The organism is Paenibacillus sp. FSL R7-0331, from assembly GCF_000758645.1.
GTDB lineage: Bacteria > Bacillota > Bacilli > Paenibacillales > Paenibacillaceae > Paenibacillus_AQ > Paenibacillus_AQ camerounensis.
The window spans coordinates 5,558,273-5,571,673 of sequence record NZ_CP009284.1 but is presented as its reverse complement, the minus strand read 5'-3'; the positions used below and the strand labels follow the sequence as shown (position 1 = coordinate 5,571,673).

Below are 13,401 nucleotides of genomic sequence, written 5' to 3'. Positions count from 1 at the left end.
GTGGGCTGAATTTGAGTTTAAGATATGCATTAATTGGATGTGGGCGCATCGCACCTAATCATATTGCTGCCGCTTTGGAAAATAATCTCGATATTTTGGCGATATGCGATATAGACAGGAATAACATGGAGAAGTTGGCTGATAAATTTAGTTTGTCAAAAAATATTAAAATGTATATTTCTTATGAAGAAATGTTGGAAAAAGAAAAACTTGATCTTGTATCAATCTGTACTGAAAGTGGAAAGCATGCAAGTATTGCTCTAGGATGTATAGAAGAGGGAGTTAACCTGATTATTGAAAAACCCATTGCTCTATCACTTGAAGAAGCTGATGAAATCATTGCGAGGGCAAAGGAAAAAAACGTGAAGGTAAGTGCATGTCATCAGAATAGATTTAATAAGTCGATTCAAAAAATAAGAGAAGCTATTGAAACAAATAGGTTTGGGAAAATATTACACGGGACTGCTCACATAAGATGGAATAGAGGAGAGGATTACTATAAGCAGGCACCTTGGAGGGGAACGTGGGAGCAAGATGGAGGAGCTCTATTAAATCAATGCATTCATAATATTGATCTACTTAGATGGATGATGGGAAATGATATAGTGGAAGTATTTGGGATGACTGATAACATGATTCACGACTATATTGAGACTGAAGATTTAGGGATGGCATTAGTAAAGTTTGCAAATGGTGGTTATGGAGTTATCGAAGGAACTACAAATATTTACCCGAAAAATTTAGAAGAAACATTGTATATCTTTGGTGAGAAAGGTACTGTTAAAGTAGGTGGGAAGTCAGTGAATCTAATTGATGAATGGCAATTTGCTGATAATCTTGATGATTCAGAAGAAGTAAAGTTAAAATACCATGAAGATCCACCTAACGTATATGGATTTGGGCATAACCCACTTTATGCTGATGTGATTGATGCAATTAATAATGATAGACAACCGTATGTAACAGCATTAGATGGAAGAAATGCACTCGAATTGGTACTTGCAATTTACAAATCAGCAGCAGAAGGGAAAAGTATAAACCTTCCACTAGATAAATGCAGTACATTAGATTTCAAAGGAAGGTTTAGATAGTGAAAGATAATAAAAAAATATATTTTGAAATTTGCAAAAATAATAATATTCCGTTATTTTCACAATATTACTGGATGGATGCAGTTTGTGGCGAGGATAATTGGGATGTAATTATCATTAAAGAGGGCGGAAATGTTCTAGGGACATTAGTGTATTACCTAATACCGCTTGAGAGTTCTTATGAAATCAGAAAAGCACCTTTAACGCAAAATAACGGAATCATTTTTTTCTATCCTGATGGGTTGAAATATGACAGAAGACTTTCATTTGAAAATAAGGTTGCTTCTGAAGTTATTGACGAGTTGGAAAAATTGAATATTATTAAATACAGACAGTATTTTCATTATAATTACACTAATTGGTTACCCTTTTATTGGAGAGGTTACAGTCAAACTACTAGATATACGTATGTTATAGAGGATACAAGCGATATAGATAAAATCTATAAAAATTTCAACGGAAATATAAGAAAGAATATTAAAAAGGCAGAAAAGAATGTTAGAATTTTTAAGGGAATGACTGCTGAGGAGTTTTATGAACTTAATAGAATGACTTATGAACGGCAAGAACTTATTATCCCATATAGTTATGAATTGTTTAAAAAGTTGTTTAATAATTTGGCGGAAAATAATTGTTTGGAAATTTTTTATGCTAAGGATTTAGAAAATAATATACATTCAACTGCCTTGTTTGCTTATGATAAAAATTCTGTTTATTATTTAATGAGCGGATCTAATGAAGAATTCAGGGATTCCCAGTCATTGACACTCCTTGTATATGAAGGGATAAAAATGGCGCATCTTTTGAATAGAAGTTTTGATTTTGAAGGAAGCATGAAAAAGAACATCGAAAGTTTTTTTAGGCAATTCGGAGCAGTTCAAAAACAATATTTTGATATTAGCAAGGAATTTAATTATAAAACTTAACGTTATTTTTTAACTGAAAGGTAAATTAAATGTGAGGAAATTATTAAGCTTTGTTGACAATAGTCTATATAAGTTTCTTGAAAGAAATATGGACGTAATGCCAAAAAGATTCATAAAGCTAGTAGCAAATTACTATACTGATGCTAGAATAAGAAAAATGTATTGGGGAAAGCTAGGCGTTTTTATGGGGGAAAACACTTTTCCGAATTTAGGATTCCAGTCAACTTCTAATGGTGAAGCTTTAGTATTCATTGGCAATAATGTTTCAATTGCTCCTAATGTAACTTTAATACCCGATTCTAGCGCGAATAACGGTGATAAAATTAAAAGTCTATCTTATGTAAGTGAAAAGCTATCCAAAAAGAGTAAGATAATAATTCAGGATGAGGTTTGGATTGGTGCAAACGTAACTATCTTACCAGGTGTTAAAATAGGTACTTGTTCGATTATTGGGGCGGGAAGTATCGTTAATAAAGATGTAGAATCTTACTGTATATATGCAGGGGTGCCTGCTAGAAAAATCAGAGAATTAAGAAGCAGTGAATAAAAATACTTGCTGGAGGTAGTGAAATTGGAGTTTAGAGATTTGAAAACTCAATATAAAAAATATAAAAATGAGATCGACATACAAATTCAGGAAGTTTTAAATAGTGCCGATTTTATTGGGGGAAAAGAAGTAAACGTTCTTGAAGAAAGACTAGCTGAATATGTAGGAGTCCAGCATTGCATTACATGTGCTAATGGAACCGAAGCTATGACACTTATAATGATGGCTTGGGATATTAAAGAAGGTGATGCAGTGTTTGTTCCTGACTTCACCTTTTTTTCTACAGGAGAAATTGTTTCCTTTAGAGGGGCTACACCTGTGTTTATAGATGTGGACAAGGATACTTTTAATATCGATAGTATAAAGCTTGAGAGTGCAATTAAAGATGTGTTATTACAAGGTAAACTGAAGCCAAAAGTAATTATTCCGGTAGATCTTTTTGGTCTTCCTGCTGACCATTTTGAAATACAGCGAATAGCGGATAAGTATAATTTAAGAGTTCTCGAAGATGCAGCACAAGGATTCGGTGGTAGTATCAACGGAAAAAAAGCTGGAAGTTTTGGTGATGCTGCAACTACTTCATTTTTCCCAGCGAAACCACTGGGCTGTTATGGAGATGGTGGTGCAATCTTTACAAATGATAATGAACTTGCTGAAATAATCTCTTCACTAAAGATTCATGGTAAAGGTGACAATAAGTACAACAATATTAGAATTGGCGTGAATTCAAGGTTAGATACGATACAAGCAGCAATATTAAATGTAAAGCTAACGGCTTTTATTGAGCATGAACTAGAAGATGTCAATAACATATATGAGATGTATACTGAGGATCTTAGTAATATAGTTAATACTCCAATAATTCCAAAAGGATATGTTTCAAGTTTTGCTCAATACACGATAAAACTCAAAAATAAAAAAGAACGAGATGCATTACAAACAAATCTACGTGATGAAGGTATTCCAAGCATGATATATTATCTGAAGCCGATGCATAAACAGGAAGCTTTTTCAGATTTGGTATACAGCGAAAATGATTTTGAAGTAACAAATCAACTCTGTGAGACGGTGCTGTCATTGCCTATGCATCCATATTTAAGTGAACAAGATGTGAAAAAAGTAACTAATGTTATTATGAATTTTAAGAGCACATAAATAGGACATCATTGATATAGATTTTTATATAATTACTTTTATTTTGTTATGACAAAAAAGCTTAAAACATTTCATGTTTTCATGGACAAGTTCTGACAAACAAATCAGTTATCCCGGTCTATAATTAGATTCAAATCTGATTTTTATCCGGGAGAGAAGTCCTATGCCAAATTATTATTTCAAGGAAATCTGGACACCGCTGAAGTGGGTGCAGATCCGGTTTTTCCGGGATGATGATGACCGGGTCTGGGTTAAGTTCGGATCAAGGAGACGGCAGCTGCTGAGTCGGCAGGAAGCAGAAACGAAAACGGAGGCCTAAGGGCCTCCGTTTTCGTTTCTGTGCATAGGTTATCTCTTAAACCCTAAACCGCCCCAGCGCCCCCCGCAGCTCCTCCGAAGTCTTCACCAGACCCGCCGCAGAGCGGCTGATCTCGTCGATCCCTTCAAGCTGGACCGCTGTAGCGGCTGCGACCTGATGGGAGCTGGTGCTGGTGGTGCGGGCGATTTCGGTGATGCTGGTGACGGAGGCGGTGATTTGCTGGATGCCGGCGGACATTTGCTCGGAGGCTGCGGCCATCTCTTCGATCTGGGAAGTGATCCGGCCGTTGGTCACGAGGATCTCCCGGAAGTTGTTCTCGGTGTCATTCGCGATCTGCAGGCCGGATTGGACCTCATCGATCATCTGGGCCATAACTTGTACGGACTGATGCATTCCGTTCTCCATCTGGTGAATCAGCTCGGCGATACGGGCTGAGGACTGTCCGGATTGTTCCGCCAGCTTCCGGACTTCCGTAGCTACAACGCCGAAGCCCCGGCCATGCTCGCCTGCACGTGCTGCTTCTATAGAAGCGTTAAGGGCGAGGAGGTTCGTCTGGCCGGCAATCTGCTGAATGTCAGTCAATATAGCCGAGATCTCCCTGGACTGCTCGTCCAGCAGGCGGATGACTCCGTCTGTCTCTTGCGCAGAGCGGCTGATCTGGTTCATCTGCCGGACGGTGCTGTGCACGTAGCCGGCGCCGGCTTCGGCCTGCAGCTTGGAGTGATGGGCAGATTCAGAGATGTCGGTTGCGCTTTCGGCAATCTTTTGGATACCGATTGAGACTTCTTCCATGGCCAGCAGATTTTCGTTACTGCTCTGGGTCTGCAGCTCTGCTCCCTGCGCAACCTCACCGATGGCCAGGGCAATTTGCTTGGACTCTGCGGCTGTCTGCTGCGTAACCTCTTTGATCATGCCGGTTGTTGCAGCAACCCGGGCTGCGGTCTCAAGACCGTGAGCGATTAGGGTCTGAAGACTATTTTTCATCTGATTATAGCTGGTTACCAGGTCTCCGATTTCATCGCGTGCAGCATCCTGGATGGTTACGGTGAAATCACCGCCGCCCGCCCGCTGCAGCGCAGAGGAGATTCTTCTGATTCTGCTCGTCATGCGGCGGATGAACAGCACCATAACCAGTACAGACAGGATAATAGCAATGATCATCATCCACACAAAATGCTTCATAAAGGAAGCGATAATCACATCAATCAGCCCTTGGGGTGCACCCACGTAGAAGATCCCGATAATCTCATTATTTTCGCTCAGAATCGGCATGTATGCGGTCTGGTAGGTCTGGCCCACCACATTCGCTTCCCCGTAGAACGCTTCCCCTTTAATCAGCACGGCTTCATGAACTTCTTCCGAGACGAGTGTTCCGACCGCTCTTTGCTCATCGATCATTACGTTGGTTGTGACCCGCTGATTTGCCTGGAAAATAGTAACCGTATCACCGGTCATCCCGCCGATCTCATCGACAAGCCCGTAATTCCCGTTAATCTGCAGGTTCCCCTTATAGAGCTGTCCGTCCTTGATCTGCCAAGGCCCGGGGTATTTATATTCTATGAACCCTTCAGCCAGCTTCAGATCGCTTCGCGCCTTCTCCTTGGCAAAGGTGGTTATTCCGCTCTTCATCTCATTAATGACGACAACCATCACAGCAGCCGAAAAGACCAGCAGCACCCCTATCATAATCATGCTAATCTTGGTTCCGATACTTCTAAGTTTCATCCCTTTCCCACTTTCCCCAGTCCTAATCCGGTATGTAAGTTAAGCCGAAGCTCTAGGTCTTTTATCGGCAGGAAACGGAAAAATATTTAAAATTTAAATGATATTATTAACCGATGTGATTCGACAAAATAATGGGTATATCCCGATTTAATCGTATAAATTTACATGTCTGTTAAGGGATTAATAGACATTTAGAAGAAAAATATGTATTATGCGTCCTAGTGGTCGAATTCAAAGCGTATTTGTCGAGAGGGAGGCAGTAGCGGGGGAGCAGAATACTAAGTGACTAGATTTGATAGATTAGTGAAAATCACTGGGGATTAGGAGCTGGGTTATGTATTCGAAGAATTTTCGCAGGGCAGTTTCGCTGGTTTTGATATTAATGTTGTCTGTGGTGAATGTAATAGGAGTATCTGCGGCTTCGCTAAAAGCGGGAGTAGCTACCAATGTAAAACAGCCGGACGGTAATCATAAAATTACAGTCAATAGTGTAGTAGACGTTACTTACAAAGATCTTAAGACTCTGCAAGAGGTCACATTTATTTTGTCCAAGGATGGGGCAGAAATTAACCGTCAGGTGAAGTCCAGAGGTGATGCGAAGCTTACAGTGCTGGACGCTGTATACTCCTCCCTCGAATATAGCAGTATTCCTTTTGACGGACTGAAGGCTGGTGAAGAGTACTTGCTGCACGCAGAGTTCGAAGGGATGGAGGGGACAGTCGTTATTGCGCCTCAGAGCATCCATGTCCCTGCAGCAACGGGGATTGAAGTCGTTGTGGAACGGATGGCTAAGGATTCTGATACATATGTGAAGGCCGTTAATGACGAGATCCGCAGTGATGATACCAATATAAGACTAACCATTCTTAAGAATGGTGTCCCGGCAGTGCAGGAACAGGTTGGTGTCTGGAGCTATTATTCCTCTACCAGCTTTACTACAGACGCATATGGCCAGATTCAGCTTAAAGGAAATAACAGCTTCAGGTTCAATAGCTCTGTTATTTTTGTAATGCTGATGCAAGGCAGCGATCAATATGAGGTTAAGCCTGTCTATGTGGCAGATCTTCAACAGGCAGGTACATACACGGCTGCGATCCGGTATCTGGGTGCTGACGGCAAGCTGCTGCATACCCAGAATGTCAGCTCCTCTTCATGGCCTTCCGGGGTTGCTAACCGTTATGGTGTTGCAGGACTTGATGTCCTGGTGATGAAAACAGGCGTTATAGCCGGAAGTTATTCGAGCCACGTTGTAACCGAAGATGGAACGTATCTGTTCCAGGTCAGCCAATCGGCATTGTACTCGTCTGTTGACGGAGTGCATAAAGAGATTATTGAGGATGCCAGTGATTATAGCCGCCTGAATCTTCATTATTCCTGGGATAATAACCCGGTGAGGCTGGAGTCGTATTCCCTCATTGACAACAATCAATATAAACAGATTAACGCGAGTAATACAGTGTTCAGATCACCGGCTATTTATGTTAAGAAGAATAAGGAGTACGAAATTACTGCGGTAGGCGTAATCGAGGGCACGAATGATAAAGTCGTATACCGCAATCAGATTAAGCCTGTGGAAGCTATGGCTGAAGTAACCACTGCTGCGAACCGGGCTGATTACAGTGTCCTGAACCTTCAGGTGCCTAAGCAGAGTTCAGGTGACGGGCAGGTACAGCTGTCGTATCTCAATGCCAAATTCAACTATAGCCAGGTCAGCACTTCACTGCCTGCAACCGGCGGTAAGGTCTATGTCCGCAAGGGCGAAGAGATTCATCGTCTGACCAGCAATATCGCATCTTCCGCTACAAGTCAGAGCAATAATAATAACCGGATTGTACTGAAAGATTTTTTCAGTCCTGAAGATAGTGAATATTCACTGCAGGGCGGAAGTACGTATACAGCCCGGATCGATGTTGTAGTGCCGGACACCTCTTACTACGGCCAGGATGAATTACGGGGTGAGGTTGTATTAGGCGAGAGTGTTGAGAATCAGGTTGTTATGACTGATGAATATGGAAATGTTATTGATCTGAACAGCACGTATAAGCTGTCAATTGTGGATGAGAGCGGAAAGGTGCTGTCCAATGATTCACTGTATTGGACAACAGAAGAACAGAACGGTCACCCGGTCCGCATTAATCAGCGGGATTGGAAGCCTGTTAATGCAGGAAGCTATAAGGTCCAATTGTTCCCTAATGTCTACAGCGGCGGCCAATACATCAATGGCGAGCTGCTTGCCGAGGCGGACCTGAAGGTACTGCCTAAGAATGAGTTCGATGTAGAGATCAGAGGCAAGGACGGTAAGCTGGTCGATCTGGTGGACAAGCCTTATCTGACCGTTGACCAGGCCAAGCAAGTAACAGTTACTGTACGGAAGCATGTTACCGGCGGACAAGGTGAACTGCAGGCCGGTGTAGAAATCAGCCGTTACGGTGAAGTTCTGGGAGTTACGGATGCTCAAGGGAAATTCGTGATACCTGCGGAGCAGTCCACTTATCTTGGCGAACTAATGTTCAAGAAACCGGCCTTTTTATTCAAAAAAGTAAAAGTAGCGGTAATTAATCCGCAGACTGAAGCGGTTATCCGCGTCCGCGGGCTGGATAAGGCCGAGGGCAGCAGCTATGCCGGTGGGGTACCGCTGGATTATGCCAGTGTGCAGGCAATCACCAAGAATAAGGACGGCAGCTATACAAGAGGCTCCTACTTTATTAGTACATCAGAAGCTCAGGCTATTCTGGTTGTGGATTCACCTTCCATTGTAGGGGTGGACTTCATTCGTTATAACAGAAGCTATACAGGCGTGGAATCCAAGTATGGCTACTATATGTTCGGATCGATCCAGACGGAGCCGGGTAAGGATTATTCGCTTGTACTGGATGCAAGACAGGAGCTGCAGGAGGTAAGTAAGGTATTGCTGGACAGACCGGCGGAAGATCTGTCTGTCGTAAGATCGAACTTGGCCGGTGCAGATAATGTTCCGTATGTTATCGACAGCAATGCACCGGGTGAGAATTATTTTTACGCTACAGAAGGGACTTACAGCATGCTGGCACAGACGGCAAATGAAACCTTTGTTTACCGTGATGGCGTAGTGATCGGGGCTGGAGACAATACCCTGTCGCTGGATGTCCAGGCTTCCGAGCTGGCTACACTGGTTGCACCGGAATCCGGAACAATCTATAGCGTTGAATATTCAACTCCGTATCAGTCAAAGCTTCACAGCTATGCGCACAACGCAGATCAGGTGCAGCTGACTCCGGGTGATGTGACGGTTCAGGTTGATCAATTGTTTGGGGCAACAGAATATCAATATAATATTCATTTTGCGCCGGGAACACTTAAGGCCGGCACCCTTACAGAGCTTGCTCCGCAGTCCATCCAGGGGCTGGATATTGTAGGGCTGAAGGATGGAACGCTGGTTCGTGCTGCAGGCGAGAACACACTCGAAATCGGATTCGTTGACAGTGCAGGTAATCAGATCGGACAGATCAAGAAGCCGCAGATTCTGGTTCTTAGCAATGGCGGCTGGTCTAACGGGTACAAATATGTTACGCCAGAGGCTGCCTCCTATGAGATTCAGAGCGAAGCTGGCGTTACGCTGTATTCCAACTCCTCTGTCAGCTATCCGCTGACTGTATACACCTATGATTTCACGGGTGACCGTTATAAAGTTCTGACGAGTGGAACGTATATTATTAAAGCTTCACTGACGCTCGACGGGCAGCAATATACGTTTAACAAGAAGATTATTATCGAGTCAACAACAGGTGCCATTGTAGAGCCGGGTGAAAATGTGCCAGGGACAGATACAGGCACTGATAACGGAAACGGTAATGGTAATGGTAATGGTAACGGTAATGGTAACGGAAATGGCACAAACCCCGGCACCAATACCGGCGGAGTCACACCGTCACCGTCGCCTGCTCCAACAGCTGCGGGCACTACAGAAAATGTACAGAAGCAGAATGACAAGCTGCAGGAGCTATTGACAAGCACCACAGGTTCAGCGGCAGATAAGGCGGCAGCAGCACAGACAGCCATCAGCAGCATTGCGGATTCGTTCAAATTAGCCGCAACCGCAGCAGAGGCTGAGCAGAGCAGCAAGAGTCTTACGCAGGCGATGAATAGTGCATCAGACCTGCTGGCAACCATTCAGGATGCTGCAGCCAAACAGAAGATTGTTGACTCGATTACAGAGCTGGTGGGAAGTGCGCCTTATCTGATGAGTCAAATGGACAGCTCCGACAAGGCGGTCACAATGGCGAACACGCTGATTGAGAATGCTGCGGCAGTGCTGAATAATGCGCAGGGAGTATCAGCAGAAGAGTTACAGAAGCTGAAGGCGAACGTCATCACCTCAAGCCAGTCAGCGCTTAATAAAGCGGGAGAGGTTACAATTGCCAAAGCGAATGTAACGGTTGAAGGCAATACCGTTTCATCGCAGCTTGATCAATCCTTGATCAGTGCACAGATAGAGTCTGCCAAGCAGACCCTGTCGGATCTCTCCAAGAATCTGACCAGTAAGCTGGGGGCAGGAAGTGCCGCAGATCTGAAGGTAGGTATTACGGTTAAGGTACCGGCAGTAGAAGAAGGGATTCACAAGCTGAACACTTCACTTCCTTCGGATATCTTAACACTGGTTAAGGAGAATGATCTTTCCGGCCTGAAAATCCAGATGGACCAGACAGCCTTCACTATTGAAGCAGATACCTTCGGTCCCCTGGAAGCAGGACAGACTATTAAACTGGCAGCAGAGGTTGTTGAAAATGCTGTCGTGACCAAACCAAGCCAGGCTGATCCGCTGGCTAGTATTCCGGTAATGGAATTCAGTGCATTTGTAGGATCTGAGCAGGTCAAGAGCTTCAACAAACCAATCGATGTGACGTTTGATGTTTCGGCAATCGATACGTCCAAATACTCCGAAGCTAACCTGGAGAATCTGACTGTGTATCTATTGAATGAGGAGAGTCTTACATGGGAGGCTGTCGGCGGAAAATATGACCCTGTCACCCGTACAGTGACAGCACCAAGAGGACACTTCAGTAAATACACGGTTATGCTGGCTAAGGCTGCATTCACAGATGTAGCGGCAAGCCACTGGGCCGTACAGGAAATTAACTATCTGCTGAATAAGGGGATTCTGGATCAGACTGCACAGTTCCGTCCGGCGAGTGCAGTTACACGCCAGGAATTTGCAGCCATGATTGCCCGGGCTTATGGACTTAGCGGTGAAGGTCTGACGTTGCCGTTCAAGGATATTGCCTCAGCAAATCTATATTATCATGAGATTGCAGCTGCCTATGCGGCTGGCATTATTACCGGCAAATCGGCAACGGTCTTCGAGCCTGAAGCAACCATTACCCGCGAAGAGATTGCAACGATGCTTGCCCGGGCGCTTAAGGCCTTTAACGGTGAGCAAGCTGTATCCCGTCCTGAAGCTGTAAATGCAGTCTTTACAGATGCAGGCAAGATTTCCACATGGGCAGCGGAAAGTGTAGCCCTGACCAAGAATATCCGGCTGATTGAAGGCTTCGAGGATCACAGCTTCCGTCCGGCTCAGACAGCGAGCAAGGCAGAGGCGGCTGCGTTAATCTACCGTCTGTATCAATTGAAATAGCAGGATGTAATGAAAAAGGTAAGGCCGCAGTGATCCTCTTTGGGGTCATTGCGGCCTTGTTTTTTATGTTTTTTTGCAAGAGTACGCTATTATGATATAAATACATCTTCTGGGAGTGGATCATATGGAACAAGCCAAAAAGATGCTCCTGATGAACCTTACCGTAAGTTCCTTGATCTTGAGTATCCTGTATGCCGTTATTATAACTAATAGTAATAATAGTCTCGTATCCGGTACACCGTATGCCAGCGGTCCGGGTGATGCGGTTGTGTTTGTGCTGTTTTTTCTGATGCTGTACATGTGTCATATGGTGCTTAGTCTGCTGCATTATTTTATTTTTAGGAACACGGTATGGCAGCTCTCCGTAAAGATGATCGTTTTTAATGGAGCGGTAGCAGCTATGATTATCATCTTATACTTATCATTGAATGAACCGGTTATCCTGTTCCTGCTCCTTACTCCGGTCGTCTTCTCTATCAGGGCTGCTAATTAAATATCCTTATAACACCGGCTCCAGCTCAAAATCCTCCGTGCCGCCATTCCACTCCACATGCATTTTCACGGCAGAATCCTGTTCAGGTATTGTGCCGTTTCCGCCGCTGCTGCCCAGATTGTAGATGACGGACGGTCCGGCTGCTTCTTCCAGCATTCCGCTGCCGGTGGCTGCGCCTTCGGTAGAGTAGGCGTATTGCAATTCTCCGGACGGTGCTGTTTCTCCGCCGATATATTTCAGGAAAAGTCTGGTGATATGATATTCGCTGTCTTTCTTTTGATAGACGTAATAGGAGGAAGCCCAGTTGTCCGTATGACCTCTATATTCATAGATGAATTCCAGTTCCTTGGCCGATTCGATCCCCGTCAGATCCTGCTTCTCTATGCCGGAGTAAATGCTGCCCTTCCCGGTGCATCCGCTAATCACGCATGTGCACACCAGCAGTAACAGACAGACTAATCTTTTCAAATGTGTTCACCGCCCTATTATAAATTTAAATAGTAGTATACCATAAAATGGATAACGAGGAGCGTCAGTCCTATGATCGAGAGAAGCTCATTCAAGATGATTGTTAAGGCACTGTTAAAAACGGTGGCCTCGATGAGTCCGTCAGCAATTCTGCTAATGGTCTTAATTCATTATTTTCCTTATACGGGGCTTGCGAGGATTATTACTGTTCCGACTACGCTCGTAATAAATGTGCTCTTCATAGCCATTGGCCATCCGTTAAGCCTGAGATTAAAGCGGCTGCATTACAAGGTTCTGCTGTGGTTGCTTATCATAATCATAACGGTGGCCGTTACTCTATTCATGTATCCGCAGGAAAGCGGGCCGGCTGTGGTTGATATACTATGGGACAAGCTGGCGGGAAAATAAGGGTAAGAGGAGAAGAAGGATCTGCTGCTAATAAGTAAAAGCCCGCCCCGGCACCCGTTATCTAAGAACGGATGCCGTCAGGCGGGCTTTCTCTTTCTCTAAGGCTGTACTATGACTTAGTGCGCAACATCCGTCTCCACAATCCATACCTCCGGCAGGTTGCGGTATTGCTCGGCATAGTCGAGGCCGTAGCCGACGACGAATTCGTCGGGGATCTCGATGCCGCAATAGTCGATGGGGATATCGGCCAGGCGGCGGGACGGCTTGCTGAGGATGGTGCAGATGCTGACGCTGGCGGCTTCGCGGAGGGCGAATAGCTGCTTCAGATGCTGCAGGGTCAGGCCGGTATCGATCAGATCCTCGACGAGCAGGACATGCTTGCCGCGGATATCCGTGTCGATATCCTGCTTGATGGTGATGACCCCCGAGGTGGTGGCGCTGCTGCCGTAGCTGGATACAGACATATAGTCAACGGCGACAGGGAAGGTAATCTCCCGCATCAGGTCGGACATGAATACGGCCGCGCCTTTCAGAATGCCGATCAGGACAAGCTCTTTCCCTTCATAATCGCGTGAGATGACAGCGCCCAGCTCCCGTACCTTGCTCTCAAGCTCAGCCTTGCTTACCAGTACCTTGCGTAATTCGTTCATAACCA

At 44.6% G+C, this 13,401-nt stretch carries 11 protein-coding genes; 8 read left to right on the top strand and 3 right to left on the bottom strand.

Translation table 11 applies throughout. The annotated features are described in order from the left end of the window. Positions 1-11 precede the first annotated feature (11 nt). From R70331_RS23935 to R70331_RS31700, 5 genes are all read left to right on the top strand, one after another. A complete protein-coding gene (locus R70331_RS23935) occupies positions 12-1,091 on the top strand; it encodes a Gfo/Idh/MocA family protein (protein ID WP_042179860.1) in 1,080 nt (359 codons plus the stop codon). Continuing rightward, positions 1,091-2,017: a GNAT family N-acetyltransferase gene (locus tag R70331_RS23930; protein ID WP_042179858.1), complete on the top strand. Its 927-nt coding sequence runs from the start codon at positions 1,091-1,093 to the stop codon at positions 2,015-2,017. The genes R70331_RS23935 and R70331_RS23930 overlap by 1 nt, the downstream gene beginning before the upstream one ends. 31 nt (positions 2,018-2,048) lie before the next feature. Continuing rightward, the gene (locus R70331_RS32360) at positions 2,049-2,564 is read left to right on the top strand and encodes an acyltransferase (RefSeq protein WP_269322218.1); all 516 of its coding nucleotides are present in this window, start codon (positions 2,049-2,051) and stop codon (positions 2,562-2,564) included. Positions 2,565-2,582: 18 nt separating this feature from the next. Then, the gene (locus R70331_RS23920) at positions 2,583-3,719 is read left to right on the top strand and encodes a DegT/DnrJ/EryC1/StrS family aminotransferase (protein WP_231576349.1); all 1,137 of its coding nucleotides are present in this window, start codon (positions 2,583-2,585) and stop codon (positions 3,717-3,719) included. A gap of 163 nt (positions 3,720-3,882) precedes the next feature. After that, a complete protein-coding gene (locus R70331_RS31700) occupies positions 3,883-4,038 on the top strand; it encodes a hypothetical protein (RefSeq protein ID WP_156131183.1) in 156 nt (51 codons plus the stop codon). A gap of 36 nt (positions 4,039-4,074) precedes the next feature. Here R70331_RS31700 and R70331_RS23915 read toward each other — a convergent pair whose 3' ends face one another. Beyond that, positions 4,075-5,763 (bottom strand): methyl-accepting chemotaxis protein, encoded by a 1,689-nt coding sequence (locus tag R70331_RS23915; RefSeq protein WP_042179853.1) that lies wholly within the window; start codon positions 5,761-5,763, stop codon positions 4,075-4,077. A 334-nt stretch (positions 5,764-6,097) separates the two neighbouring features. Between R70331_RS23915 and R70331_RS23910 the strand changes: the two genes are divergently transcribed. Continuing rightward, positions 6,098-11,377 (top strand): S-layer homology domain-containing protein, encoded by a 5,280-nt coding sequence (locus R70331_RS23910; RefSeq protein ID WP_042179850.1) that lies wholly within the window; start codon positions 6,098-6,100, stop codon positions 11,375-11,377. 124 nt (positions 11,378-11,501) lie between these two features. Further along, entirely contained in the window at positions 11,502-11,870 is a 369-nt protein-coding gene (locus tag R70331_RS23905; protein WP_042179847.1) for a hypothetical protein, read from the top strand. A 6-nt stretch (positions 11,871-11,876) separates the two neighbouring features. Here the strand turns inward: R70331_RS23905 and R70331_RS23900 are convergent, their stop codons facing one another. After that, a complete protein-coding gene (locus tag R70331_RS23900; RefSeq protein ID WP_042179844.1) occupies positions 11,877-12,296 on the bottom strand; it encodes a hypothetical protein in 420 nt (139 codons plus the stop codon). Positions 12,297-12,410: 114 nt separating this feature from the next. Here R70331_RS23900 and R70331_RS23895 point away from each other — a divergent pair, with 114 nt between their 5' ends. Next, positions 12,411-12,746, top strand: a complete 336-nt coding sequence (locus R70331_RS23895) for a hypothetical protein (RefSeq protein WP_042179841.1) — start codon at positions 12,411-12,413, stop codon at positions 12,744-12,746. A gap of 116 nt (positions 12,747-12,862) precedes the next feature. Here the strand turns inward: R70331_RS23895 and hpt are convergent, their stop codons facing one another. Further along, positions 12,863-13,396, bottom strand: coding sequence for a hypoxanthine phosphoribosyltransferase (gene hpt / locus R70331_RS23890; RefSeq protein ID WP_042179839.1), 534 nt, complete (start codon positions 13,394-13,396; stop codon positions 12,863-12,865). Positions 13,397-13,401 lie beyond the last annotated feature (5 nt).

Bases quoted from the DNA above. Each gene is read 5' to 3' on its own strand.
- R70331_RS23895 (WP_042179841.1), top strand. From the start codon at position 12,411: ATGATCGAGAGAAGCTCATTCAAGATGATTGTTAAGGCACTGTTAAAA.
- R70331_RS23910 (WP_042179850.1), top strand. From the start codon at position 6,098: ATGTATTCGAAGAATTTTCGCAGGGCAGTTTCGCTGGTTTTGATATTA.
- hpt (WP_042179839.1), bottom strand. From the start codon at position 13,396: ATGAACGAATTACGCAAGGTACTGGTAAGCAAGGCTGAGCTTGAGAGC.
- R70331_RS23915 (WP_042179853.1), bottom strand. From the start codon at position 5,763: ATGAAACTTAGAAGTATCGGAACCAAGATTAGCATGATTATGATAGGG.
- R70331_RS23905 (WP_042179847.1), top strand. From the start codon at position 11,502: ATGGAACAAGCCAAAAAGATGCTCCTGATGAACCTTACCGTAAGTTCC.
- R70331_RS31700 (WP_156131183.1), top strand. From the start codon at position 3,883: ATGCCAAATTATTATTTCAAGGAAATCTGGACACCGCTGAAGTGGGTG.